Consider the following 25437-nt stretch of genomic DNA (forward strand, 5'->3'; position numbering starts at 1 on the left):
TTAGTCAGCATATGAATTACATATTTGACAGAATTGAATCGCGAACTTGATCCATAGTTGCATCAATCGACAACATTACGGCATCTTGGCATTGCTTGATGGCAGTGTCAGGATCTTTTAAACCGTTACCTGTCACAGTACATACGATCACAGAACCTTCAGCAATTTTACCTGCTTTGATGTCACGAATCGCGCCACCGATAGACGCTGCAGAAGCAGGTTCTACGAATACACCTTCGTACATAGACAGTAGACGCTGTGCTTCTAAGATTTCAGCATCTTGAAGTTCATCGAACCAACCTTCTGAATCGCGGACTACTGCTTTAGCATGGTTCCAGCTTTGTGGATTACCGATACGGATTGCAGTTGCTACTGTTTCAGGGTTTTCTACAGGTGCGCCGCGTAGGAATGGTGCCGCACCAGCAGCTTGGTAACCCACCATTGTTGGTAGACCCGCAGGTTTTGGACCTGTGAATTGATCAGTTTCAGGATCATAAACGACTTGTACAAATTCTTCTTTAGGCTGATTCGCCACAGCTTCGGTATAACCCATCCAGTGTGCTGTGATGTTACCCGCATTACCTACAGGTAGGCAGTGGTAATCTGGCGCACGACCTAATTCGTCAACGATTTCGTAAGCAATGGTTTTTTGACCTTGCAGACGGTATGGGTTGATTGAGTTTACAATCGTAACTGGTGCTTGATCTGCAACTTCTTTTACAAGACGCATACCGTCATCGAAGTTACCGTGAATTTGCATCGTTACCGCGCCATACATCATCGCTTGTGCCATTTTACCCATGGCAATTTTGCCTTCTGGGATGAGCACAAATGCTTTAATGCCTGCACGTGCAGCATAAGCAGCCGCTGCAGCAGATGTATTACCTGTAGAGGCACAGATAATTGCTTTAGAGCCTTCTTCAACTGCTTTTGTTACAGCCATGGTCATACCACGGTCTTTAAATGAACCAGTCGGGTTTAAGCCCTCGTACTTCACATAAATTTCAACATTTTTGCCAATAATGCGTGGAATATTCTCAAGCTTAATCAGTGGTGTATTACCTTCGCCCAAAGAAATTGCGCGAGTAGTTGCAGATACGGGTAAACGGTCGCGATAGCGGTCAACTAAACCAGTATAACGATTGGCATTAGACATGATGATGTTCCAATTGTGTGTAGAGCTTGGCGAGAGGAACTGAAATATTCCCCTCGACCCGATTAATTATCAAGCGATTCTAAACGAATTCGTACAATTTCGCCATGAATGACAGGCAATGCTTGAATTTGTTGAAGGGCTTCATCCATTTTAGATTCTTTAACTGGATCAGTCAGAATCACGATAGGAATAAGATCTTTTAAGCGCGGCTGTTGCATGATCGCATCGATGCTGATTCCTGCACGGCTTAAAATCGTAGTGACATCAGCAAGAACGCCAGTTTGATCTTCGGCATTAATACGGATGTAATATCCAGTGGTCATTTCTTCACGTGGAAGAATTGGTAAATCGGTCAGTGCTTCAAAAGCAAGCTGTGGAATTGTACCTGCGCCATCTTCGGTATATGAGATGTCACGGACAATATCGACAACGTCGGCAACCACTGCTGATGCTGTCGGGCCTGCACCTGCACCTGCGCCATAGTAAAGCGTTGGACCAACGGCATTGGCTTGAACCAATACGGCATTTTTAACGCCATTTACATTGGCAATCAGTTGGTCTTCAGGGATCAGCGTTGGATGAACACGAAGCTCAATGCCAGTTGCAGCACGACGTGCAATACCTAAATGTTTAATACGGAAACCAAGGTCTTCAGCATATTTGACATCTTGTGCAGTAACTTTGCTGATGCCTTCCGTGAAGACTTTGTCAAACTGGAGCGGGATACCAAAAGCAATAGAAGCCAGCAATGTTAACTTGTGCGCCGCATCGATCCCTTCGACGTCGAATGTTGGATCTGCTTCTGCATAACCGAGTTCTTGCGCTTCTTTGAGAACGTCTGCAAAGGCACGACCTTTTTCACGCATTTCAGTCAGGATAAAGTTACCAGTACCGTTAATGATACCTGCAAGCCAGTCAATTTTATTGGCTGCCAAACCCTCACGGAGGACTTTAATAATTGGGATACCACCTGCGACAGCTGCTTCATAAGCAATCTGAACGTGATGATCATCGGCCAATTTAAATAATTCATTCCCGTGTTCAGCTAATAACGCTTTGTTGGCTGTGACCACTTGTTTGCCATGAACGATTGCTTCACGAATCACTTCATACGCAGGGTGAATGCCGCCCATAACTTCAACCACAACGTCTACATCGGGTTGACGGACGATATCCAATAAATCAGCACTTTGCTTCACTGAAGCAGGCAGTTCTAAATCAGGACGAGGGCGACGCGTACCCACATGGGTAATTTCAATTTCACGACCGGTGCGACGTTTAATCTCAGCAGCATTTTCTTTTAGTAGTTTAAGGGCACCACCACCCACAGTACCAAGACCGAGGATTGCCAGACGAACTGGTTTCACGTCACACTCCATTTATTTCATCATTGCTTTAAGTGAGTTTAGATCATAGCTAAAAAAACGTTCGGACTCTAGGGTAGAAATCACTTTATTCCCACCCATAAAAAACATTCATTTAGCCTATAAAAATTAGTTATTTAAGCGCACTTTCAAGTTCGGAAGCCGACATGTAAGCACCGATGTGTTTGCCTTCTGCGTTATAGATCGCTGGCGTACCATTCACACCAATATTTAGACCCATTTCATACATGCTGCGCACAGGGTTTTGACATGATGCTGGCTCGATTTGCTCACCGGCAATGGCTTTATCAAATGCGGCACGACGATCTTTGCTACACCAGATAGTTTCCATCATTGGCATGTGTTGTTCACCACGTGGCCAAGCGATGTAACGGACTTCAATGCCACGGGCATTAATATCATCCATTTGTTCATGTAATTTGTGGCAATAAGGACAGCTGACATCGGTAAACACATAAATCACGTGTTTGGTTTTACCTTTGGCTTTATAGATCAGTAGGTCTTCAGTTTTTAATTGATCAAATAATTTTTTGTTAGCCTCTGCTTGTAGGGTATCGCCTACATTAAAGAGTTGCTTTTCACCTAAACGAACCACGTCGCCTTGGAAAATGTATTTACCATCAGCTGTAGCATAGACCGCAGGCATGCCTTCAAAGCTTACCCAAAACAAATTAGGAACTTCAGTCGCTTTCACCCCAGTGACTTTGGCATTGATATTGGCTTTTTGCAGATTGGATTGCAAAGTATCAATTAAACGCTGCTGAGCATTACGTTCAGATAAATTCGAAGCTTCACCAGTTGCAGGCGTACTTGCCGTTAATGTCGCATCTTTCTTTTCGTCATTATTTGAATTAGAACAAGCCACTAACGCCATACTGGCAACAAGTGTCGATGCGAGAAAAATTTTTGAACGGGTAAATAACATAAACAACCCTTTTCTTTTAGCTTTATCAAACAGGTGAGTAAGCATAGCAAAAAATATCGGGCACAATAGAACTTCTTGGTCTGATATTTCCTGCCGTTAAGCTCTCGGATGATAGTCTGCATGTAATTTTTGCATACGAATCTGCGCAACATGGGTATAAATTTGTGTGGTGGATAAGTCACTGTGGCCGAGCAGCATCTGCACGACACGTAAGTCGGCACCGTGGTTGAGCAAATGCGTGGCAAAGGCGTGGCGTAAGGTATGTGGTGATAATTCGGCTTGAATGCCTGCAATGAGCGCATAGCGTTTAATCGCGTACCAAAAGTTTTGGCGACTCATCATTCCACCGAGTTGAGTGAGAAATAAAGCATCGGTTGCGCTTTTGTATAAGACGGGACGTGCTTCAGCTAAATACTTCTCGATCCATTCCACCGCCATTTGACCTAAAGGAACTAAGCGTTCTTTATTGCCTTTACCGGTAATTCGTAAATAGCCTTGTTTAAGATTGATCAGTTCTAATCTTAAATTTAATAACTCAGAGACACGTAAACCACAGGCATACAGCACTTCGAGCATGGCACGATCACGTAGACCCAATGCGGTGTTGAGGTCTGGGGCATTAATCAGGGCTTCAACATCTGCTTCAGATAAATCCTTTGGTAGGGCACGACCCAATTTGGGTGTTTTATGGATTGCAACAGGATTGTCACTGCGTATTTTTTGTTCACGCAAGAACTTGAAAAATGAACGCAGTGCAGAAAGTGAGCGGGCGATCGAGCGAGGGCTTTTTCCTTGTTTAGTCAGGCTAAGCAAGACATCTGAAATGTCGTCACTGCTCCAATCAGTCATGACATGCGTATGACATTCACTGCATTGAATTAAATCAGATAAATATGCATTTCGGGTATGTGGGCTGACGGTTTGAGCAATTAAATCATCACGATATCCGTGTAAAAAACTGAGTGTTTCTGGAATTTGGACTGGGGTAGGAATACGTGGTTTTTTATTTAACATGTGCCGCTCATTTTTGAAATTAAACCAAGAAATCACAATGGTTTAATGCAATGTAATTTAAAAAAATAGTCGTGTCGATGCTAGATTGTTAAATGAGAATTGAAATCGAATCCGATTTGTTAATTATTCTCATTTGTTTGTATAATATTCAAAATTTTTTAGGGTTAGTTGCGTGCGATTATCTGATTTGAAAGTGAAACAAAGCGCAGTCATTCATAAGGTACATCGTAACCAGAATGGCAACAATGTTCCGGCTGATTTAGTCGCTAGCCGTTTAGAGACTTTGGGTTTTGTTCCCGGAACAAAAGTACAGGTGATTACCAAAGGTATTTTTGGTGGTGACCCGATTTTAATTCAAGTTGGGTTTACTCGCTTCGCACTGCGAAAAGTAGAAGCTGAAAAAGTGGAAATAGCAATGGAAGGGGCATCAGCATGAGTGATGCGTTACGTATTGCCCTCGTTGGTAATCCAAACTGTGGTAAAACTTCATTATTCAATCATTTAACGGGCACACGTCAGAAAGTTGCAAACTATGCTGGGGTAACGGTTGAGCGAAAGGTGGGTCAATTTACTTTGCCATCGGGTAAATCTGTTCGAGTTTTGGATTTGCCGGGGACGTATAGCCTAGAAGCGACGAGTCCTGATGAAGCCATTACGCGTGATGTCGTGCAAGGTAAAATTGCAGAAGAAGGGCATCAAGATGTCTTTTTATGTGTAGTTGATGCGACAAACTTAAAATTGCACCTCGGTTTGGTCATGGAAATGATCGATTTGGGTCGTCCAATTTTACTTGTCCTCAACATGATGGATGAAGCACGTCGTCGTGGCATGCAAATCAATACCCAAAAGCTGTCTCAGCGTTTGGGCGTTCCTGTTGTAGAAACCGTTGCTGTACGTAATGCAGGTATTGAAAACTTAATGGGCGCTTTGGATGCCGAAGGCTTCAGAAAACCAGATGCGTCATTAAGTGATACCAATCTTTCTGGGACTAACCACGAAAAAATTGAACAAATTTTAAAAGACGTGGTGGTGTTTGTTGATCATGAAGATAAACGCTCAGACTTTCTCGATAAAATTTTTCTACATCCAGTCTTTGGTTTAATTACCTTAGCGGTGATGATGTTTATTATCTTCCAAGCGGTGTTTGCGTGGGCTGCGCCGTTTATGGATGGTATTGAAACCTTCTTCGGTTGGTTCGGTGAATTAGTCGGTGAACACATTTCACATCCACTCCTGAACAGCTTGGTGGTTGATGGGATCATTGCTGGTGCAGGCGGTGTAGTGGTGTTCTTGCCGCAGATTTTAATTTTATTCTTCTTTATTTTGGTTTTAGAAGAATCAGGTTATTTACCACGTGCAGCATTCTTGCTAGATAAGCTGATGTTTAAAGCGGGTTTGAGTGGACGTGCTTTTATTCCTTTGCTGTCGAGCTTTGCCTGTGCTGTACCGGGCATCATGGCAACTCGGAGTATTCAAGACCCCCGAGATCGTCTGGTAACGATTTTAGTTGCGCCATTGATGACCTGTTCGGCACGTTTACCGGTTTATGCCTTGCTGATCTCAGCATTTATTCCACAGCAAATGGTCTGGGGCGTCTTTAACTTACAAGGCTTGGTGTTATTTGCATTATATGCAGCAGGGATTGTGAGTGCCTTAATTGTGGCAACAGTGCTGAAATTCTTCCAAAAAGATAAATCACAGCATGCCTTATTGATGGAACTTCCAAGCTACCGTTTCCCAGATATTAAGAGTGTTTGGATTGGTTTACTGGACCGTGCCAAGATCTTCTTGAAGCGTGTTGGTGGCATCATCTTCGCTTTATCGATTTTATTATGGTTCTTGTGTACTTTCCCGCAACCGCCAGAAGGCGCAACTTTGCCGGATATTGATTATTCATTGGCAGGTATGCTTGGGCATGTATTACAACCGATCTTTGCACCATTAGGTTTTAATTGGCAGATCTGTATTGCCTTAATTCCAGCGATGGCGGCACGTGAAGTTGTTGTAGCGGCATTGGGTACGGTGTATGCCTTGTCTGCAACAGATGAAGATGCCATGTCTCAAGGTCTGGCAAATTTAATTAGTAGCGATGGGTCATTGGGTTGGTCATTGGCAACCGGTCTATCATTATTGGTATGGTTTATTTATGCGCCACATTGCTTGGCGACACTGGCGACAGTTAAACGTGAAACTGGCTCCTTGAAAACGGTGAGTTTCATGACTATCTATTTATTTGGTTTGGCTTATCTAATGGCATTCATCACGTATCAAATTGCAACACGCTATTTTGGATCGTGAATTGTGAATGGCAAAAGCTGAACAAAGGAGAGAGACATGCTTGAATCAATAATTATTGCGGTATTGGTGATTTGGAGTGCTGTCGTGGTGTTTAAGAAGGTATTTCCAAAAACATCGAACTCAGTCTTCACAACTTTTTCTGAGCACTGTGCAAACCGTGGTTGGAACAGTTTAGCCAAATGGTTAAAGCCCAAAATGGCCGCAGGCTGTGCAGGCGGTTGTGGATGTTCAGCTTCGGATAATCCATCTGCAAAAAAAGCTGAAGTACAAGCGGTGAAATGGAAATAAACTCACCGTCAATTGCTTGAAGAAACCGCCCAAGATGGGCGGTTTTTTTACGAGCGGACACAAAAAAACTGCGAGAAAGTGAAAACATAAAAAGCATTCAAAACAGCAAAGTGCTAACATTTTGTCAGATTTAAAAACCGACCAAAAAATGGGGCGAAAATGTTAATACAGCGTGGTGGATTGAAGGTTGTTGCCGGATTAGGGATTTCTGGTGTTTCTGCAGTGAATTTCTTACATAGCCATGGCTACCGCGTTGCAGTCACCGATTCACGAGCAGTCCCACCGGGTCATGATCAAATTCCCAGTGATGTACAAACCAGTTTTGGTCAGTTGGATCAAGATTTATTACTCCAAGCAGAAGAAATTATTATCAGCCCGGGGCTAGATCCAAAATTACCGCAAATTCAGGCGGCCATTGCAGCCAATATTCCTGTGGTTTCTGAAATTCAAATTTTACGTCGTGCGACGGATAAGCCAATTGTCGCGATTACAGGTTCGAATGCGAAAAGTACCGTAACGACTTTATTTGGTCTTATGGCAGCAGATGCAGGCAAAAAAGTGGCAGTGGGTGGCAACTTGGGTCGTCCAGCTTTGGATCTCACCAAAGATGATCCTGAACTTTATGTTTTAGAGCTTTCAAGTTTTCAATTAGAAACCACGTCGAACTTGGCAGCAGAAGTGGCTGTTGTATTGAACATGAGTGAAGACCATTTGGACCGTCATGGCGATATGATGGGCTATCACACTGCGAAGCATCGTATTTTCCAAGCGGTGAAAAAAGTGGTGTATAACCGTGATGACTCATTAACACGTCCATTGGTTCCAGATGTCACCCCAATGCAAAGCTTTGGCCTAAATGCTCCAGATATGAATCAGTTTGGTATTTTACGCGATACTGATGGCACAATTTGGTTGGCACGTGGTCGTGAGCGTTTACTGAAAAGTGCAGATATGTATATCCAAGGGACACATAATGTGGCAAACGCCTTGGCATGTTTAGCTTTGGGTGAAGCGATTGGTTTGCCACTCGAAGGCATGTTGGAAACTTTGAAAACATTTAAAGGTTTAGAGCACCGCTGTGAATTTGTCAAAGAAGTGCATGGTGTTCGTTATTATAATGACTCTAAAGGCACCAATATTGGTGCGACTTTAGCTGCGATTGATGGTCTAGGTGCTGCGATTGAAGCTAAAGGCGGTAAAGTGGCGATTATTTTAGGTGGTCAAGGCAAAGGGCAGGACTTTACTGCGCTGCGTGATTCACTTTCAAAATATGCCAAAGTTGCGGTATTGATTGGTGAAGATCGTCCAATTATTGAAAAAGCGATTGAAGGGACAACCACGCTGATTCATGCTGAAAGTTTGAAACAAGCGGTTGAGCTGTGCCAACAAAATGCGGTAGCCAATGATGTGGTGTTATTGTCTCCAGCGTGCGCAAGTTTTGATATGTTTAAAGGCTACAGTGAGCGTGGACACCAATTTGTTGATTGTGTGAATGCACTCGTTTAAAAGAACGATAAGGAAAGTTGTATGGCTGGGTTGGCTCAGACGACCATAAATAGAATAAATGAAGTTGTAGAGCGTTGGCTTCCTCGGTTACCTGCCGAGGTCAACGTGCGCAATGTTCTGGTGTTCTGTGTTTTGGCATTGTTGTGTATTGGTTCGATCATGGTGGCATCTGCATCGATGCCTTATGCAGAACGCATGCATGAAAATGCCTTTCATTACATTTCACGACACGGTATTTCGATTGCCGCCGCCGCCGCCGCCGCCTATATCGCCTATAAAGTGCCGTTGAATGTTTGGTTTAATAACACTTTCTTTTTATGGATTATCACGATTATCTTACTGGCTGCTGTATTGGCTGTCGGGACAGAGGTCAATGGTTCTAAACGTTGGATTCGTATTGCTGGTTTCACCTTACAGGCTTCGGAAGTCGCCAAAGTCATGATGGCGATATTTACCGCGGACTATGTGGTACGGCGTGCCGAAGAAGTCCGTAATAATATTAAGGGCTTGGTGCGTTTGGCAGTGATTATGGCTGCAACTGTCGGTTTGGTCATGGCAGAGCCCGATTTAGGGGCGACGGTGGTGATTGCCTTAACCATGCTAGGGGTATTCTTCCTCGCAGGAGCACCGTTGATTCAGTTCGCAATTGCCTTTGGTGCGATCATCATGGCCTTTGTGTTCTTGATTTTATTTGAACCTTACCGTTTAGAACGTTTGATGTCGTTCTCAAATCCATGGAATGATCCATTAGGCGCAGGCTACCAGTTGTCGAATGCATTAATGGCTTTTGGTCGCGGTGAATGGTTTGGTGTCGGCTTGGGTCATAGTATTCAAAAAATGTCGTATTTACCTGAGGCTCATACCGACTTCATGTTGGCGGTTTTGGGCGAAGAATTTGGCTTCTTTGGGATTTTGACCGTATTGACGCTGTCATTTGTGATGTTGATCTGCTGTATTCGCATTGGTCATCGTGCTTTACGTCATCAATACTTACGTGCAGGCTACTTGGCTTATGGCATTAGTATTATCTTCTTGCTGCAAATTTTGGTGAATGCCGGCATGAACATGGGCATGCTTCCTACCAAAGGTTTGACCTTACCGTTTATTAGTTATGGGGGGTCTTCTTTGATTATCTGTGCGGTTATGGTGAGTCTGATCTTAAAGATCGATGCGACGACCAAAGAAGTGAACCCAAGTAAAGAAGAATCAAGCTTCTAAATTCGTATCTCGTTGCGGATCGGGAGATGCATGGTGGAGGACACTGGCTGGCATCTCCGTTCCACAATGGAGACATTTGACCAAGCTCGCCTTGGCTTTAGAAAGGGGAATCAATGGGATAAAAAATAAAGAAAAATAATTACGTTGCTGTTTTAACTCATACTGAGTTCTGCTGCGGCACACAGGGCAAGTAAATTGGCTCTTTTCAATGACTTTGGTTTTCGGACCAAATCCAAAAATAAAAAACATTAGGCTCTCCAATGGTCAATTGATCACTTTATTAAAGCATAATTCAATTGAAAATCGAGTGATTGGCTTAGATCCATATTTGGGTTTATTGATAGATTTGAGGTAATGCTGTGCCATGGGGAATATGTTGAATATCCCACTGCGCAATCGCCTGTTGCAGCATAATGCGCGGCGTGTCTAAGTCGACTGGCGGTTGATGTAGGGCCTGCAATGCTTGTTGCAATAAAGGTGCTGCTTGGTTTAAATCAAGAGCTTGAGCCATATTCTGTTTTGACAGCTTTTGTCCCTGATTATTCATTGCTAATGGCAAGTGCATGTATTCAAGGCGCGGATAACCCAAAACCTGTCCGAGCCAAATTTGACGTTCGGTATTGTCTAATAGATCAGCCCCACGTACAACATGGGTCATCCCTTGTAGGTAGTCATCAACCACGACAGCAAGTTGATAATTGATAATGCCATCACGGCGTTTTAAGACAAAGTCACCCAAATCCTGTTGCAGATTGGAGCAATGCATCCCTTGTAAGCGGTCGGTAAAACAAATGTTCTGTGCATCGACTTTGATTCGAATGGCCTGATCCTGAAGAGGAAGGCCAAGATTACGACATGTACCTTGATAGATATGATTCGAACCGAGCATTTTTCGGGTGCATTGACAAGCATAGACCAAGTCTTGGGCATGCAAATGCGCAATGACTTGCTCATAGATTTCGAGGCGGTCTTTTTGGAAAATGATCTCGGTATCTGGTTCGAATTGAAATGCATCAATACAACGTAAGATATGTTCTTCGCTGCCGGGAAATATACGTGGAATGTCGGTATCTTCGATACGAACGACCCATTGCCCTTGATGGGCACGGGCATCGCAGTAGCTTGCGACTGCTGTAATTAAAGAGCCAAAATGCAAAGGGCCGGTTGGCGATGGCGCAAACCGACCCACGTAATGCTCTGCAGCTTTCCCTCCCTTTTTTAAAGGGAGGGCTAGAGAGGAATTACTCAACACAGAATTAACCGTTATTTTGCTTCTCTTTGATCTCTGCAAGTGTTTTGCAGTCGATACATAAAGTTGCTGTTGGACGTGCTTCTAGGCGACGTAAGCCAATTTCGATACCACACGTTTCACAGAAGCCGTAGTCATCATTTTTGATCGCTTCAATTGATTGTTCAATTTTACGGATCAGTTTACGTTCACGGTCACGTGTACGAAGTTCAATCGCAAATTCTTCTTCTTGCGTTGCACGGTCGTTCACATCTGGAAGTGCAGTATTTTCGTCTTGCATGGTATTCAAAGTACGGTCTACTTCAGACATTAACTCAGCTTTCCACGCCAATAAGATGTGACGGAAATGCTCAAGTTGCCCTTCAGACATGTATTCTTCATTCTTTTTAGGCTGATAAGGTTCAATACCAAATAAGCTTGCAGTAGAACCACCTTCAGTCGCCTTTGGCTTTGATTTGCGCACGCGTTTGGTAGACTTTTCGTCTACTACATCAGTTTGTTCGTCTAAGACTTGATTTTGGTTGTCATTCGCCATGTAGGGCATTCCTCATCATATGCATATATCTATACGCAAAAAATATGGTGATATGCAAGTTTTTTATCCACCCAACACAGAGTTTCCTTCTGTGGGGGTCGTCATCATATAGACTTTTTCTGCTTATTGATAGTCTTTGATGTTTGGATTCTAACTATCACTTTTCCTTTAGAAGCCATAAAGTAAAGCAAAAAAATCAAATTGAAAAGTTAATAACCTGAAATTTCAACATTAATTTGAGGTTGTTCCAATTTGACCCGAACAACTTCAGTTTTAAATTCACCATTATCATTCAGATAGAGTGCACGATACCCTGGTAAAGCCTCATCTAAGGCAAAATTTTCACTATGTGGTTTGAACTGAACACTGGTCGAAGGCGTCGATAAAAACTGAATATTGCGCCATTGATTAGACGAGTCTTGATGTACGTGTCCGCATAGTACAATTTTGACATTGTCATGGCGTGAAAGCACATCTATGAGATGTTCAGCGTTCTTTAGTTTATGCTGATCTATCCAATGCGATTGCATGGCAAAAGGGTGGTGGTGGCATGCCACAATGATGTGTTGCTGTGGGTGTGCTGTGAGTAACTGATCTAATTGTTCCAACTGCTGTTGTGATACCCAACCATCCACTTTTCCTTTAACCGCACTGTTCAGTAAAATCAGACACCAATTGCCTAATGCGATGCAGTGAGCACGATCTTCCTGTTGATGAAATGGGAAGCAAGACGCTTCGTCATGGTTCCCCGGAATCTGATAAAACGGAAACGGCTGCTGTTGCATATATTTGAGATAACGCGCATAGGTACGCTCTACCGGCACTTGTGCAAGATCGCCAGTATGGACAAGCGTATCGATGTGATGATGGTTCAACTGAATTTGTTGAATCACATCGTGAAAACTCTGCTCTGGATTCATGCGGACAAATTCAAGATCTTCCTGATCCATTAAATGTGTGTCCGAGATCTGGATCAGTGTCCAGTCGTATTGTGGTGTATCCCTTAAAGTCATGTCCTTCCCCTTAGACATTCCTTGTAGTATGTATTTGTTGTTGTAACCATTGCAAGGCCATAATGACAGGTGCGTTTTTTAGCCGACCATTGGTTAATAATTCAGGAATATCAGCATAGTTTAAGATATGCAATTGAATATTTTCTCCTTCATCAGGCATGCCAAAGACTCCCCCATGTTCAGGCAGTTCTGCTTCAGCACTATAAAGGTGGAATAATTCCGCGCAGGCACCCGCAGAGGGATAAAAACTAAATAAATGCTGTAGTGCATCTAATTCACAGCCTGATTCTTCCAAACTTTCACGGCGGATGCAGCTTTCAGCAGATTCATCACCATCGAGCACGCCGGCAATAATCTCTAGTTGCCATGGCGAAGTTTCATCATCAATCGCCCCAATGCGGAATTGTTCAATTAAGGCAAATTTTTGTTGTTGATGACTATAGATCAGCACACCTGCTGCTTCAGGACGATGAATCAATTCACGCTGAATGGTTGGAATCATGCTGTCTTGATGGAATAAGCGGTGTCGAAGCTGAACTTTTTCAACTTGAATAAAGCCTTTATAAAGATGTTCACGCCCTTCAATGCTGTAATCTTTTTTGTTATAGGTGGCCTGTTTAATAATATTCATAAGCGCTAATTAGGATGAAATCTTCCATTTCATCCTAACCGAGATTTTGTTGAATACAAAAGATTTTTTTTAAGCTTTACACTTTGTGGTACAACTTTTGACCATGTTCATGATAGGCCGCTTTCATGCTCTGTAAACCTGTTTCAATTTCAGGATTAGATTCTGAAGAAAGCTGCATATCTTGCTGATTTTTTGCATAATCTCTCACATTTTGTGTGATTTTCATCGAGCAAAATTTAGGTCCACACATCGAACAAAAATGGGCTGATTTATGTGCTTCTTTCGGCATAGTTTCATCATGCATGCTACGCGCTGTATCAGGGTCTAAGCTCAGATTAAATTGGTCTTCCCAGCGGAATTCAAAGCGTGCTTTGGATAATGCATTATCACGAGCCTGCGCACCGGGATGACCTTTGGCAAGGTCTGCGGCATGGGCTGCAATTTTGTAGGTGATAATGCCATCTTTGACGTCTTTTTTATCTGGTAGACCTAGATGCTCTTTCGGGGTCACATAACACAGCATGGCGGTGCCGTACCAACCAATCATTGCTGCACCTATCGCAGAGGTAATGTGGTCATAGCCGGGGGCAATATCGGTGGTGAGTGGTCCAAGGGTATAGAAAGGCGCTTCTTTGCAAACTTCTAGTTGTAGATCCATATTTTCTTTGATCATGTGCATTGGTACATGGCCTGGGCCTTCAATCATGACTTGTACATCATGTTCCCATGCACGGTGAGTCAATTCACCTAAGGTGCGTAATTCACTAAATTGAGCTTTATCGTTGGCATCTTGAATACACCCTGGACGTAAACCATCACCTAAACTGAATGACACATCATAGGCTTTCATGATTTCGCAGATTTCATCAAAATGCGTATACAGGAAGTTTTCTTCATGATGCGCTAAGCACCACTGCGCCATGATGGATCCGCCACGTGACACAATCCCAGTTAAACGGTTGGCGGTGAGTGGAACATAACGAAGCAGCACGCCTGCGTGAATCGTAAAGTAATCGACACCTTGCTCGGCTTGTTCAATCAGTGTGTCTTTGAAAATTTCCCAGGTTAAGTCCTCTGCAACACCATCAACTTTTTCCAAAGCTTGGTAAATCGGCACGGTGCCAATCGGTACAGGGGAGTTGCGAATAATCCATTCGCGGGTCTCATGGATATTTTTACCTGTCGATAAATCCATGATGGTGTCAGCGCCCCAACGAGTTGCCCAAGTCATTTTTGCCACTTCTTCATCAATGCTTGAACCAAGTGCTGAGTTACCAATGTTGGCATTGATTTTCACCAAGAAGTTACGACCAATAATCATCGGTTCACATTCAGGGTGGTTAATGTTGGCAGGGATAATGGCACGACCTTCAGCCACTTCTTGACGTACAAATTCTGGGGTGATTTCAGTTAAATTGCGTGCGCCAAAATTTTGACCGGCATGTTGGCGCATATCAACACCTTCACGCTGACGCTGATTTTCACGAATCGCAATGTATTCCATTTCAGGGGTGATGATGCCTTGTTTGGCATAGTGCATTTGAGAGACATTGTGCCCACGACGAGCGCGACGGGGTTTTGAAATATGCGCAAAACGAATCTCTGCAGTACGAATATCTCGAAGACGCTCTTGTCCAAATTTTGAAGTTAAGGTATCGAGTATTTCCGTATCATTTCGAGACTCGATCCAAGATTCACGGACATTAGGTAGACCTTGATTCAGGTCAATTTGAATATTGGGGTCTGTATAAGCACCAGAGGTGTCATAAACCATGATCGGCAGATTTTTTTCTCCACCCAGACCTGTAGGCGTATCTGTAAGGCTAATTTCACGCATTGGTACACGAATATCTGGACGTGAGCCTTGGATATAGACTTTTTTTGACGCGGGGAGAATACGAGTGAGATCTTTAGCATCTTGTTCATGTTGAGCAGCGCGATCTGAAGCGGTGAGATTCGTTAATTGGTTCATTGCAATGATCCTTATGAATGACATCAACGAATCAAGCACGACCAAAAACGTGGCAGTTTATCTGATGGATTCACCTGAAAATAAAGGCGTAAAACCAAGAGATAAGAAGGGCTTAAGTTTTTAGATGGCTTGATTCCTACGCAGGTATTAACCTGATCAGGTTCAACGGTACTCATCCTTAAATTTAGCGAACTAAATTTAGATGATCTCAGCAGGAAATTACCTGCGCTCCGTCAAGCTTTGTACGGATATTAGCATGAAGGCTGTTTTAAAACAGTGTTATTTTTCATCGATTTTGCAGTGCAGAATTTTGGCTAGGCCCGTGTGCAATTGAACTTGCATTGGCTAAGTAGAGGACTGATTTACACAGATGGCGTCACTAAAACAGTCTTTCTTATAATGCGGATCAGGATTGCGGACACCAATGAAATTCAACAGCTGCGCTTCTGATCGCTGATTAGATGCAGCAGTATTTTGATCTAATAATTTTAAAAATAAACGCGCCTGATCTGCCAATTTGGAGTTTTTTAATTGAGCCAAGCGTTCAATTTCTTCTAAAGAACTGGCTTGAATACTGAGGCGGTCTGAAAAATCATTAGAAACGGGACTATGCGCTGAACCAATAAACAGCAACTGGCTGTATTGGTACAGCAATTGTTGTGCATCTTTTTTGTAGGGGCTATCTGGATATTGTTTCAGATAGTCTTCCCAAAAAATGGCACGTGTCGCAATCTCTTGTGGCTCAATGGCTAAACTTTTTTGTAGCAAGGCGGGTTGTGCATTTTGTTCAGCCAGTTTTTCAATGAAGACCTGCTCGGATTCTTCCATATAAGGCGCAAAAATTTTGGCTAAATATTCAGGACTGCGGCGATAGCGTAACTGTCCTTCACCTGCATCGAACAATTCCACATAGGCTTGGCCTTTATGTTTCAGTAAATACTGATCTCGGGCAGTGAGCTGCTCATAATGATTTTGTTGAATGGTGGGATGCTGAGCCATATCAAAGGCAAATTGTTCGAACGCCATTTGCTGTTGAGCTGTACGTTCAACATGTAAAAAGTTGCGATACATTTGATTGGACAAACGCAGTAATTTTTTTTGTTCGTCCGCTTTTAATAGCGGTAAGCAGACTTTGAGATCTTGGTTGATTTGTTCTAAAGCGAAAGTTGTTCGTTGATCGTCTATTTCCAGCATGTTTTTTTCAAGTTTTTGGCACAGCAAAGACAAATCGACTGCTTCTTTTTGAACAGTCTTATTGTTGGGAAACTCTGGTGCAGGTTGAGGTTCAGGCTGTTGTTGGCATCCATTCAACATACTGAAACATAAAAACATTGCACTAAACTTTGCAGGCAGCTGAAAAAATTTTGACACAGGAACTCGATGCGCTATAGAAGTGGTATTGTCCGATGGAATGTCGACTATTTTATAGATGAAACACGTGCAATATGTGTACTATTGTACAGTTCTTTGTTATAGCGTTGTGAGTAGTGTCCGAAAACGACTGAAATTATCCGGTTTTGTCGCATTTGATATAAAAAATTAATAAAAATCATACGGAAATTTGCAAGGATATGATTAGTATCTGCTTAGTTTTAGGCTTGAATATTCAATCTCGGGTATTTGAATATTAGGAATTTACAAAAAAAATGAACAAAAAAGTTGTGGTGGGTCTTTGTTTGCTTTTCACGAGTCAATGGGCGTGTGCGCTAGATCTTGTGCAAGCTTATGAACGTGCAAAACAAGAAGACCCCAATTGGCAAGCCAATAAACTACAATATGAAGCGGATAAATTGAATTTGGGGATTGCCAGTGGGAACTTACTCCCGACGGTAACAATCTCCGGAAATGTGACCCGAAAAAATCAAAATTCCAACCAAAGCGGCGCTCAAGCCGGGCTGATCATGCCAGACAGCACCACAACAAGACAAATTGCGCTCACTGCCCGTCAGCCCATTTTTCGTTGGGATGCATGGGAAGGGCTGAAGCAAGTCAAGACCTCGATTAATTTAAGTGAAATCAATCTGCGGATTCAAAAACAAGATCATATTTTAAATGTCTCTGAAGCTTATTTTAATGTCCTACGTCAGCAAGCATTGACGGTTGCCAACTTACAAGAAGAACAGGCGCTATCGGAACAGCTGCGCATGATGAATGCTAAATTAAAAGAAGGTTTGGTGGCAAAAAGTGATGTCAGCGAAGCCAATGCTCAATATCAAAATGCTCGGGCCAACCGCATGGCGACTAATGTTCAATTGGTTTTGGCGCAGGAACAATTACAACAGTTGATTGGGCCATATCGAGAAAATTTGGCGGTGTTACGTGAAGATTTTCAGTTTGAAAAACCGATTCCAAACAATGTACAAGCGTGGGAAGAACTGGCTCAGGAGCAGAACCTAGGCATTTTACAAGCGCGTATGCAACAACGTTATGCGGAAGATGGCAAACGCGTCGAAAAAGCTGCCTTATATCCTCAGATTGAAGCGGTAGGGACCTATGGTTATAACAAGCAAAGTCCACAATCCATCATGTCGCAAGATGGTCAATTTGATCAGGTGGGGATTGAAATGAACTGGAATGTGTTTAATGGTGGACGGACACAGAAATCCATTAAGCAAGCGGCGATCAATGTTGAAAAAAGCCAAGCACAGGTGGATGCAGCGATTCGAAAAGCACAAACCGATGTAAAAAAATCTTATATGCAAGTCGAAACGGATCAAAGTAAATTACAGGCACGTAAAGCCGCGATGGATTCTTCCGCGCAAGTGTCGTTGGCCTCACAAGCCCAGTATCAGGAAGGTCTGAAAACTATGGTTGATGTGCTGTTGGCACAGCGTAATGCTTTTTCAGCCCGTCAAGATTATTTAAATTCCAAGTACGATTATTTAATACATGTACTGCAACTTAAAGCCTCCGTTGGGAAATTAACGGAAGCTGATTTAGTGGAAATGAATGCGTGGTTGGTCGATCAGAAAAATCAGCCATCGATCCTACTAAAGAAATAATCCATGGTCATAAAAGTTTCACAATCAATATGCTTTAATATGGCACTAAAATCTGCCGATTCACGTTGTAGTGGAGACTCGCTTTGCCTAATAATCCTGTTTTAAACCATCATATTTCTTCGCAATTCAATGAAGAGTTGCAGGATGTGCATACCAAATTTATGACCATGGGTGGTTTGGTGGAGCAGCAGGTTGCAAATGCCATTCATGCCTTATTGGATACGGATGCAACAATGGCGATCGATGTTCAATTTCAAGACAATACGGTGAACCGTATGGAAACTGAAATTGATGAAGCGCTTACCCTAATTTTGGCGCGTCGTCATCCTGCTGCAATTGATCTACGCATGGTGATTGCGATGTCGAAAGCCAACACCGATTTAGAACGGATTGGTGATGAAGCGGCAAAAATTGCCCGTATTGCACAAAGCTTGTGTGAAGAGGGTGGTTCACCGCGGGGTTATATGGAAACACGGCATATTGGCAACCAAGTCCGCGTGATGATTCATGATGCGCTCGATGCCTTTGCACGTTTGGATGTAGATCAGGCTTTACGTGTTCTTTTGGCCGATGCTGATATTGACCGCGAGTACCAATCAGCAACCCGTACCCTCATGACGTATATGATAGAAGATCCACGCCACATTACTCGGGTCATGAATGTACTTTGGGTGCTGCGTTCACTTGAACGTATTGGTGACCATGCTCGTAATATCTCTGAACAAGTGATTTATATGGTGAAAGGTCTAGATGTCCGTCACACCAGTGTTGAAGAAATTGAGCAAAAAGTTCAGCGTTAATTGATTAACATCAAGATGAACGAAGCCCATCAAACGATGGGCTTTTTTCGGTCTAAAATTAACTATGTGTTTCTTCGTCTTCCTCAAAAGTTCGGGCAATTTTGTCAATGTTTAAACTTTTCGCCATTGCATCGAAGATTTGCTTATAGGCACCTTCTTGATGGTACAAATCATGATGCTCCCCGTGTTCTACGATTTGTCCATCTTTCATGACGTAGGTGTAATCGGCATCGATAATTTGCGACAAACTATGCGAAATCATGATAACGGTACGCCCTTGCTTAATTTGATCCAGACTATTTTTAATTTGTTCAGCCGCGATAGCATCTAAACTTGCAGTCGGTTCATCCAAGAAAATAATCGGCGGATTTTTTAGGAACATACGTGCCAAGGCAATGCGCTGTTGCTGTCCACCTGAAAGCAGTAAGGCATCTGCTTCATAGGCATGCGGCAGTTTTAAGATCTGATCATGGATCGAGGCTTTCCGTGCTGCATCAAAGACTTCTTGCTCTGTGGCTGTACTTTTTCCATAGCGAATATTTTCAAAAATTGAACCTGGGAAAATATGATTTTTTTGTAAAACCAAACCAATATTTTCACGTAAATACTGCGTATCAATCTGTTCTAAATCGATGCCATCGAGTTTGATATTGCCCGCTTGAGGATGATAAAACTTATCCAGTAAGCTAATTAATGTCGATTTACCAGCCCCAGATAAACCAACCAAGGCGGTGATTTTGTTCGGTTGGATGGTCATGTTGATGCGGTGCAGTGCCTGAAAGCCATTGGGATAGCTAAAGTCGACATTGCTCAATTCAAATTGACCTTGAATCGGAGGCTGGGCAGTGCCACTGGTTTCAATTTCATGATCCGCTTCTAAGATGTTAAAGAAGCTTTCCGAATAAATCATCGCAGAGTTAATTTCATCATAGATACGATGCAGCGAGCGAATCGGGGCAGAGACATTATTAAATAACAACACGTGATACATAATCATCCCGATACTCATTTGCCCATCCAAAACAAAATAGGCTGTCAGAATGATGATCAGTACCACACCGACCTGTTCAATAAAGGTTTTGAGTCCGTCAAAGATATAACTGGTTTGCCGTGTCTGCATCTGGTTTTCAGTCAGCGACTTTTGCAGATTTAATTGCTTTTTCGATTCGACGGCTTCTTTGTTAAAAGATTTAATGACCGTTATCGAATTGATAATACTCAGAATACCTTGATTTTTCTTTTCAAAATTATCGCGTAGGGCACGGCGTTTGCCTGCCAGTTTTTGTGATTGTTTGAAGGTCAGCCAAAAATAAATCGGCACGATAATTGTGGCCACCACGCCAACCCAAACATTGGCATAATACATTAAGCCCAGTGCAATAATCGCACTGGTAAATAGCGGTAAAATATCAATAAAAAAGATTTGAACCAGTCGTGTGAGCGAGCTAACCCCCCGATCAATTCGAGTTTGGAGTTTGCCTGCTTGGTTGTCTTGTTGATCGAAGAATGCCAATCGATAGGTGATAAATTTTTCAATAATGCCTTGGGACAAATCCTGAGAAATTAAAATACGTAATTTTTCACCAAACGATTTTTGTCCAAATTGCACGATGGCATTGATGACTTCTTTTCCCAGTAAAACTACGGTGATAGTGATTAATATATGCCAACCATTGGCTAGACCGAGGCCTTGTTGTAAAAGCTGATTGATGCTGTCTACGGCATATTTGAGTGTCAGGGCATTCACCTGTGCCGTGAGTGAGCCAATTAAGGTCAAGATCAGCGTCACGACCACCAGCCAGCGGTATGGCTGTACGAATGGACGTAATTTTTGGAAAAGCTGCCACAGGTTCATAAGCAATTATTTTTATTGTGAATATGAGCTTTAGTCTAAGACTGAAAATTCTATGCGACAAGTAATGACAATGTTTTGATTTGTGACGAGAGTTTTTCGGCTAAGATATTTTTTAAATGTGCTCACGACATCAGCATCACGCTGCTGTGCCAAATAGTGTTGAGTTGAACCGATGAATTATGAATTATTTACGCCTGAACCGCATGCAAATCTGTTGCCCTATGATGGTGAAGTTGAAGATTATGGATTGATCTTCAATGCTGAAGACAGTGAAAAATATTTACGCTATTTCCTCACGCAGTTGGCTTGGCAGCATGATGAAGTCATTTTGCATGGACAGTATTTTCAAACGGAACGAAAAGTGGTTTGGTATGGAGATGCTCATTATGAGTATCACTATTCAGGCATGCAAAAGCAGGCATTGATCTGGAATCCAGCTTTACTGCGCTTAAAGCAACATATTGAGCAACGGGTGGGTCAGACGTTTAATTCCTGTTTGGCCAATTTATACGAAAATGGTACGCAAGCGGTGGGGTGGCATAGTGATGATGAGCCATCTTTGCTTTCACCCACACAGCAGGTGGTGATCGCATCTTTGAGTTTTGGCGCAAGCCGAAAGTTTTGCTTTAAACATAAAAGCACTCAAGAGAAAGTACAGCTTTTACTGCAAAGTGGACAGTTGATCGTGATGCGTGGGCAAACCCAACGATATTGGAAACATGCCCTAATGAAGTCGATGAAAGTGACCGAGCCGAGGGTGAATTTAACCTTTCGTTATTTCTATGATCAACAGCCGTAAAAAAAAGCCCATATCTAGATGAGCTTTTTTCTTTCTCTGAGGAAGAGTATAGCGCCAATCAACTGAAATCATGGAACACATGGTTGAGATGACTGCTAAAGAACAATAATCATATTATGATAATTTATCCAATATTTATAATTAATAAATTCAATTAATAATATAAATTTATCAGATTAATTAAATATCATCTTTACAACATCGCATCAGTTGTGCGCAAACTGATCAGATTTAAATGGCGTCCGATTCTTCCATCATACTGCTGTATTTTTTCTCAATACGCGCTGTACAGTCTTGCATCATTTCTACGATTTTTTGAAAATTCATAAATTCAAAACGATTTTTAGACGCCAATAGGGTCAAAGCAAGCGGGGGTTCTTTACTGGAAAATTTAATCGGAATCGATAGGCTCGACATATTCGGGTCAACTTCACCATTGGAAAAATAATAACCCTGCTTTTTAATCTTTTTCATTTGCTGCATAAATTCTTCTTCATTATGCGCAAAACCAACTTGAGATAACTCGTCCGCAAAACGGTGGTAATAATCTAAAATCCGTTGCTTAGGTAACTGCGACAAAATCACTTTAGACGATGAGCCTTTGTACATTGGACGTGGGCTACCTCGACCATATGCCAAGGCAGTATAGTCCTTATACAGTTCATGATGTACATCAATACATGAGTCGATATTCAGATGCGTCAATAAGCAACAAGACTCTGTGCGTTCCACAATTTCTTTCATGAAGGGAATGCTAATTTGCACCAATGGATCGGTGGTGCGAGAAATAAAATCAAGCACAGCAATTTTTGAACCCAGTGTGTAATCGCCAGAAGTCCCACTGAGGCGCTGCAATAATTCAGCAGAAACCAGTTCTTTTAAATAGCGATAGCTCGTTGGTTTAGATAAGCCTAATTCTTCACTAATAATGTCGACATTGATGATGGGACGAGCAACTGAAAATAAGTCGAGTACGGTGAGAATTTTACCAAAACTGGAAAGCGCCATAAGAACCTGCTTGGTCACAATAAAAATGAATCGTTAAGTTACTTTATAACAAATTGCTCGGCCTGATGTTGCGCTTTTCTACACTGGAAATGAAACAAATCTGAAATATCACAGGGTTTCTTGGGTTATTCTGATAAAAGCATAATAAAAAATTGAAATACGCATTTAAAATATAGATCAATTATCAAAATAAGATATTTATATTGACTTTAATTTGTTTTTTAGCAAAATTGTTGTGAAAATATCTTATATTGAATAAATATTGCCCATTCTTTCGATGCGCAGGCAATGTTGCACACTACTTTTTGTATTCAAATGGTTTGAAACACGATTTGAATCGCTTCTTTACTTATTGAAATTTCTAGTCATTCCTGTGCCGTGATACAGGTTGTGCTGTCGAATGTTTAAGCATTCGATACGAGGCCGTTTTCACTAAAAAGAAGCAAACCGATGAGATCAATCATGCTGCTGACGAAACAAATACTCGCTTTTCGGCCCAATAAAATGGACTGGATTTTTGCGACCAAAACGTTCATCGCGGGCATGTTGGCATTGTATGTAGCCTTTGTACTGAATTTGGCTTATCCGATTTGGGCAATTGGCACCGTTTTCGTGATCGCGAATCCATATTCAGGGATGACGTCTTCAAAAAGTTTGTATCGTGTATTAGGAACATTCTTAGGGGCGGCCGTGTCGGTGGTGGCACTGCCACATCTCATCCATATGCCAGTACTGTTTACAGTGTTTTTAGCGGTTTGGGTTGGGTTTTGCTTGTATTTGTCACTGCTAGACCGTACGCCTCGTAGTTATGTTTCCATGTTGGCGGGTTATACCACGGTCATTATTTGTTTTAACGTCGTGTATTTTATTGATACCGCTTCGATCTTCGATATGGCCTTGGGGCGTTTTCTCGAAATTACGGTGGGTGTGGTATGTAGTGCCATCGTGACTACGACATTATTTCCAATGCATATTGGTCCTGCGGTTGAAACACGGGTGAGCAAAACCTTTGCCGATACCAAAGAAATTTTTGATCAGATTTTATAGAGCCTGCCGAACTAGAAAATTATTCAAAAAACCTCGGCAATATTGCACGAGATATCGCGGATATACATGTCATGGCGGTGCATTTGTCTTATGAAAAATCAACCTTAAAAGGCATGACACGTCCGTTGCAGGAAATCTTGCATCAGTTGAGTTTGTTGGTCAGTAACTTGGTGGCCATGTCTGAGCGGATGAAACAATTAGACGGTCTGGACACACATTATCGGACGGCACTCAAGCAAGCCCATGAACATATTGCCGCGTTTTTATTAGATCAACATCAGATTGAGGAAAGTAAACTTAATCAATTGCCTGAACAGTTTGAGCAAGATTTTCAACACATTCAGACACAGGCATTGCCAACACAGCAGGTGATTTTGGGTAGTCTAAAAATGGATATTCGCCATTTTATTCAGAATATCCGTGCGATTCGCTTGCTTTGGCAGCGGGTACAGCAAGGCGACTCCACTTTACCAACCACACTGACCGCCTTGAGCAATAGTCATTATCCGACTTTGCACCGAGATGCGGGGGTTGCTATTCGTGGCGGAGTGTCTGCGTGTCTGATTATTTTAATTTCCACGGGTTTTTGGATCGTTAGTGGGTGGAAAGCTGGATTTATGATGGCTGAAATGGCTGCGATCAGTGCCTGTATTTTAACGGCAATGGATAATCCTGTTCCTGCATTGAAAATGTTTATTCGCGCGAATATGTATGCAGCGGTCGTGGTCTTTATCTACGCCTATGGCATTTTCCCGCATGTGACCGCCTTTTGGCAGTTGATCGTGGTGTTAGCACCGTTTGTGATGTTCTGTCTGATGCTGTTTTTACATCCACCTTTGATTGGAATTAGCTTGCCATTACTGATGGGGGCGATTATGGGACTGAATATTCAAAACCGCTTTAGCCTCGATCAGGTGTTTTTCTTTGATGCATCGATTGGGACGGTTTTGGGACCCATTATTTCGGTGTTTATTATTCATTTAGTGCGTGCAATGTCACCAGATATGACGGCCCAACGCATCCTTTCTCAGCATTATAAGGCACTGCGTCAGGCTTTATATCTGCCGTACGGCTTACCGTTTCGGGTGCATTTACGCAGTATGTTGGACCGAATCGGCATCCTAAACAGCAAAATGGTGCAATCAGGAAATTTGAAACAACAGATCGAGTGGGCTTTGGTGGAAGCCAGTGCGGTGATTGATTTGACCCGCTTACAAGAACTGATGAATAAACTCGATCCGAATGATGCACTGGTCGGTGAACTCGAAGAGTTACAACAAGATTTAGATGACTATTTTCGGGCCATGGAACAAGGGCAAAAGAATGTCTTTATGAGCTTGAAACAGCAAATTGTAGAGCGAGTTCAACGATTGAATCAGGCCGTTCAGGGTGTGGAAAACGACGATGTTATGCATCGAATTCAGTATTCACTGAACAATATTCAAAGCAGTTTGTGTCATGTCCTAACACAGCAGACTCCAAATCATTTACAGGTCGAGGCACAACATGGGTGAGCTAAATGTATATGGCGTCTATGTGCCCATTCTATTGATTCAAGCGGTATTGGCCTATCTGTTATTACGGGTCATCATGCGTTTGCTTGACCGATGGATGGCACCAGATTGGGTGCCGATGCCCAATATTTTTTATTTGGGTGTATTTGTGATGTTGCTTTGGCTGGTGCATGAAATCTTTATTTTCTGCTAGTTCTAAGCCCCTAAAAAAATGAAATGATT

22 protein-coding genes, 1 pseudogene and 1 riboswitch are annotated in these 25437 nt (G+C 42.4%); of the genes and pseudogenes, 10 read left to right on the forward strand and 13 right to left on the reverse strand.

Going from position 1 to position 25437, the window contains the following annotated elements:
• Positions 1-16 precede the first annotated feature (16 nt).
• From thrC to xerD, 4 genes are all read right to left on the reverse strand, one after another.
• A complete protein-coding gene (gene thrC, locus FTU62_RS07375; RefSeq protein WP_078192584.1) occupies positions 17-1156 on the reverse strand; it encodes a threonine synthase in 1140 nt (379 codons plus the stop codon).
• Positions 1157-1218: 62 nt separating this feature from the next.
• A complete protein-coding gene (locus FTU62_RS07380) occupies positions 1219-2523 on the reverse strand; it encodes a homoserine dehydrogenase (RefSeq protein WP_078192857.1) in 1305 nt (434 codons plus the stop codon).
• Positions 2524-2653: 130 nt separating this feature from the next.
• Positions 2654-3466, reverse strand: a complete 813-nt coding sequence (locus tag FTU62_RS07385; RefSeq protein WP_180102304.1) for a DsbC family protein — start codon at positions 3464-3466, stop codon at positions 2654-2656.
• 96 nt (positions 3467-3562) lie between these two features.
• The gene (gene xerD, locus FTU62_RS07390; RefSeq protein ID WP_180008059.1) at positions 3563-4480 is read right to left on the reverse strand and encodes a site-specific tyrosine recombinase XerD; all 918 of its coding nucleotides are present in this window, start codon (positions 4478-4480) and stop codon (positions 3563-3565) included.
• A gap of 172 nt (positions 4481-4652) precedes the next feature.
• Here xerD and FTU62_RS07395 point away from each other — a divergent pair, with 172 nt between their 5' ends.
• The 5 genes from FTU62_RS07395 (at position 4653) to ftsW (ending at position 9790) form a co-directional block, all read left to right on the forward strand.
• Positions 4653-4916 carry a FeoA family protein gene (locus tag FTU62_RS07395; RefSeq protein WP_180102305.1) on the forward strand — a complete coding sequence of 88 codons (264 nt, stop codon included), beginning with the start codon at positions 4653-4655 and terminating at the stop codon, positions 4914-4916.
• Positions 4913-6778, forward strand: a complete 1866-nt coding sequence (gene feoB, locus FTU62_RS07400; protein WP_180049853.1) for a ferrous iron transport protein B — start codon at positions 4913-4915, stop codon at positions 6776-6778. The genes FTU62_RS07395 and feoB overlap by 4 nt, the downstream gene beginning before the upstream one ends.
• 36 nt (positions 6779-6814) lie before the next feature.
• A complete protein-coding gene (locus FTU62_RS07405; RefSeq protein WP_180035955.1) occupies positions 6815-7066 on the forward strand; it encodes a DUF6587 family protein in 252 nt (83 codons plus the stop codon).
• A gap of 159 nt (positions 7067-7225) precedes the next feature.
• Entirely contained in the window at positions 7226-8572 is a 1347-nt protein-coding gene (gene murD, locus FTU62_RS07410) for a UDP-N-acetylmuramoyl-L-alanine--D-glutamate ligase (protein WP_078192580.1), read from the forward strand.
• A gap of 21 nt (positions 8573-8593) precedes the next feature.
• Positions 8594-9790 (forward strand): putative lipid II flippase FtsW, encoded by a 1197-nt coding sequence (gene ftsW, locus FTU62_RS07415; RefSeq protein ID WP_078192579.1) that lies wholly within the window; start codon positions 8594-8596, stop codon positions 9788-9790.
• Here the strand turns inward: ftsW and FTU62_RS07420 are convergent.
• The 7 genes from FTU62_RS07420 to FTU62_RS07450 form a co-directional block, all read right to left on the reverse strand.
• A complete protein-coding gene (locus FTU62_RS07420; protein ID WP_180022060.1) occupies positions 9779-10039 on the reverse strand; it encodes a zinc-ribbon domain-containing protein in 261 nt (86 codons plus the stop codon). The two genes, ftsW and FTU62_RS07420, sit on opposite strands and share 12 nt — an antisense overlap.
• Positions 10040-10124: 85 nt before the next feature.
• On the reverse strand, positions 10125-11042 hold the full coding sequence (gene gluQRS / locus FTU62_RS07425) for a tRNA glutamyl-Q(34) synthetase GluQRS (RefSeq protein WP_373886332.1): 918 nt from the start codon (positions 11040-11042) through the stop codon (positions 10125-10127).
• A 4-nt stretch (positions 11043-11046) separates the two neighbouring features.
• Positions 11047-11574 carry an RNA polymerase-binding protein DksA gene (gene dksA, locus FTU62_RS07430; RefSeq protein ID WP_078189438.1) on the reverse strand — a complete coding sequence of 176 codons (528 nt, stop codon included), beginning with the start codon at positions 11572-11574 and terminating at the stop codon, positions 11047-11049.
• A gap of 209 nt (positions 11575-11783) precedes the next feature.
• The gene (cpdA, locus tag FTU62_RS07435; RefSeq protein WP_180102307.1) at positions 11784-12587 is read right to left on the reverse strand and encodes a 3',5'-cyclic-AMP phosphodiesterase; all 804 of its coding nucleotides are present in this window, start codon (positions 12585-12587) and stop codon (positions 11784-11786) included.
• A 10-nt stretch (positions 12588-12597) separates the two neighbouring features.
• The gene (locus FTU62_RS07440) at positions 12598-13218 is read right to left on the reverse strand and encodes an NUDIX domain-containing protein (RefSeq protein WP_111884865.1); all 621 of its coding nucleotides are present in this window, start codon (positions 13216-13218) and stop codon (positions 12598-12600) included.
• Positions 13219-13294: 76 nt separating this feature from the next.
• Positions 13295-15190: a phosphomethylpyrimidine synthase ThiC gene (gene thiC / locus FTU62_RS07445; protein ID WP_180102308.1), complete on the reverse strand. Its 1896-nt coding sequence runs from the start codon at positions 15188-15190 to the stop codon at positions 13295-13297.
• Between the two features lie 116 nt (positions 15191-15306).
• A riboswitch (TPP riboswitch) is annotated at positions 15307-15433 on the reverse strand.
• Positions 15434-15535: 102 nt separating this feature from the next.
• Positions 15536-16522, reverse strand: coding sequence for a hypothetical protein (locus FTU62_RS07450; protein WP_180102372.1), 987 nt, complete (start codon positions 16520-16522; stop codon positions 15536-15538).
• A 314-nt stretch (positions 16523-16836) separates the two neighbouring features.
• Between FTU62_RS07450 and FTU62_RS07455 the strand changes: the two genes are divergently transcribed.
• Complete coding sequence (locus FTU62_RS07455; RefSeq protein WP_180102309.1) at positions 16837-18192, forward strand: TolC family outer membrane protein; 1356 nt, start codon at positions 16837-16839, stop codon at positions 18190-18192.
• Between the two features lie 83 nt (positions 18193-18275).
• A complete protein-coding gene (gene phoU, locus FTU62_RS07460) occupies positions 18276-18992 on the forward strand; it encodes a phosphate signaling complex protein PhoU (RefSeq protein ID WP_078189433.1) in 717 nt (238 codons plus the stop codon).
• Positions 18993-19050: 58 nt separating this feature from the next.
• On the opposite strand, the gene FTU62_RS07465 is transcribed toward phoU, so the two are convergent.
• Positions 19051-20847, reverse strand: coding sequence for an ABC transporter ATP-binding protein (locus FTU62_RS07465; protein WP_078189432.1), 1797 nt, complete (start codon positions 20845-20847; stop codon positions 19051-19053).
• A gap of 172 nt (positions 20848-21019) precedes the next feature.
• Here FTU62_RS07465 and FTU62_RS07470 point away from each other — a divergent pair, with 172 nt between their 5' ends.
• Positions 21020-21646: an alpha-ketoglutarate-dependent dioxygenase AlkB gene (locus FTU62_RS07470; RefSeq protein ID WP_180102310.1), complete on the forward strand. Its 627-nt coding sequence runs from the start codon at positions 21020-21022 to the stop codon at positions 21644-21646.
• A 231-nt stretch (positions 21647-21877) separates the two neighbouring features.
• Here the strand turns inward: FTU62_RS07470 and FTU62_RS07475 are convergent, their stop codons facing one another.
• Positions 21878-22654 carry an IclR family transcriptional regulator gene (locus tag FTU62_RS07475; RefSeq protein ID WP_111884870.1) on the reverse strand — a complete coding sequence of 259 codons (777 nt, stop codon included), beginning with the start codon at positions 22652-22654 and terminating at the stop codon, positions 21878-21880.
• Positions 22655-23116: 462 nt separating this feature from the next.
• On the opposite strand from FTU62_RS07475, the pseudogene FTU62_RS07480 reads away from it, so the two are divergent.
• Together FTU62_RS07480 and FTU62_RS07485 are read left to right on the forward strand one after the other, a co-directional pair.
• A pseudogene (locus FTU62_RS07480) lies at positions 23117-25215 on the forward strand (FUSC family protein).
• Entirely contained in the window at positions 25208-25408 is a 201-nt protein-coding gene (locus FTU62_RS07485; protein WP_180102311.1) for a DUF1656 domain-containing protein, read from the forward strand. Before FTU62_RS07480 ends, FTU62_RS07485 begins: the two are co-directional and overlap by 8 nt.
• Positions 25409-25437 lie beyond the last annotated feature (29 nt).

Origin of the sequence: Acinetobacter sp. YH12126 (assembly GCF_013418745.1) — a bacterium.
GTDB classification, from domain to species: Bacteria; Pseudomonadota; Gammaproteobacteria; order Pseudomonadales; family Moraxellaceae; genus Acinetobacter; species Acinetobacter amyesii.

What these genes read in the sequence shown, in the direction of transcription:
- thrC (WP_078192584.1), bottom strand. Translation starts at nt 1,156, where the DNA reads ATGTCTAATGCCAATCGTTATACTGGTTTAGTTGACCGCTATCGCGAC.
- FTU62_RS07385 (WP_180102304.1), bottom strand. Translation starts at nt 3,466, where the DNA reads ATGTTATTTACCCGTTCAAAAATTTTTCTCGCATCGACACTTGTTGCC.
- xerD (WP_180008059.1), bottom strand. Translation starts at nt 4,480, where the DNA reads ATGTTAAATAAAAAACCACGTATTCCTACCCCAGTCCAAATTCCAGAA.
- feoB (WP_180049853.1), top strand. Translation starts at nt 4,913, where the DNA reads ATGAGTGATGCGTTACGTATTGCCCTCGTTGGTAATCCAAACTGTGGT.
- FTU62_RS07405 (WP_180035955.1), top strand. Translation starts at nt 6,815, where the DNA reads ATGCTTGAATCAATAATTATTGCGGTATTGGTGATTTGGAGTGCTGTC.
- murD (WP_078192580.1), top strand. Translation starts at nt 7,226, where the DNA reads ATGTTAATACAGCGTGGTGGATTGAAGGTTGTTGCCGGATTAGGGATT.
- ftsW (WP_078192579.1), top strand. Translation starts at nt 8,594, where the DNA reads ATGGCTGGGTTGGCTCAGACGACCATAAATAGAATAAATGAAGTTGTA.
- FTU62_RS07420 (WP_180022060.1), bottom strand. Translation starts at nt 10,039, where the DNA reads ATGTTTTTTATTTTTGGATTTGGTCCGAAAACCAAAGTCATTGAAAAG.
- dksA (WP_078189438.1), bottom strand. Translation starts at nt 11,574, where the DNA reads ATGGCGAATGACAACCAAAATCAAGTCTTAGACGAACAAACTGATGTA.
- cpdA (WP_180102307.1), bottom strand. Translation starts at nt 12,587, where the DNA reads ATGACTTTAAGGGATACACCACAATACGACTGGACACTGATCCAGATC.
- FTU62_RS07440 (WP_111884865.1), bottom strand. Translation starts at nt 13,218, where the DNA reads ATGAATATTATTAAACAGGCCACCTATAACAAAAAAGATTACAGCATT.
- thiC (WP_180102308.1), bottom strand. Translation starts at nt 15,190, where the DNA reads ATGAACCAATTAACGAATCTCACCGCTTCAGATCGCGCTGCTCAACAT.
- FTU62_RS07450 (WP_180102372.1), bottom strand. Translation starts at nt 16,522, where the DNA reads ATGTTTTTATGTTTCAGTATGTTGAATGGATGCCAACAACAGCCTGAA.
- FTU62_RS07455 (WP_180102309.1), top strand. Translation starts at nt 16,837, where the DNA reads ATGAACAAAAAAGTTGTGGTGGGTCTTTGTTTGCTTTTCACGAGTCAA.
- FTU62_RS07465 (WP_078189432.1), bottom strand. Translation starts at nt 20,847, where the DNA reads ATGAACCTGTGGCAGCTTTTCCAAAAATTACGTCCATTCGTACAGCCA.
- FTU62_RS07470 (WP_180102310.1), top strand. Translation starts at nt 21,020, where the DNA reads ATGAATTATGAATTATTTACGCCTGAACCGCATGCAAATCTGTTGCCC.
- FTU62_RS07475 (WP_111884870.1), bottom strand. Translation starts at nt 22,654, where the DNA reads ATGGCGCTTTCCAGTTTTGGTAAAATTCTCACCGTACTCGACTTATTT.
- FTU62_RS07485 (WP_180102311.1), top strand. Translation starts at nt 25,208, where the DNA reads ATGGGTGAGCTAAATGTATATGGCGTCTATGTGCCCATTCTATTGATT.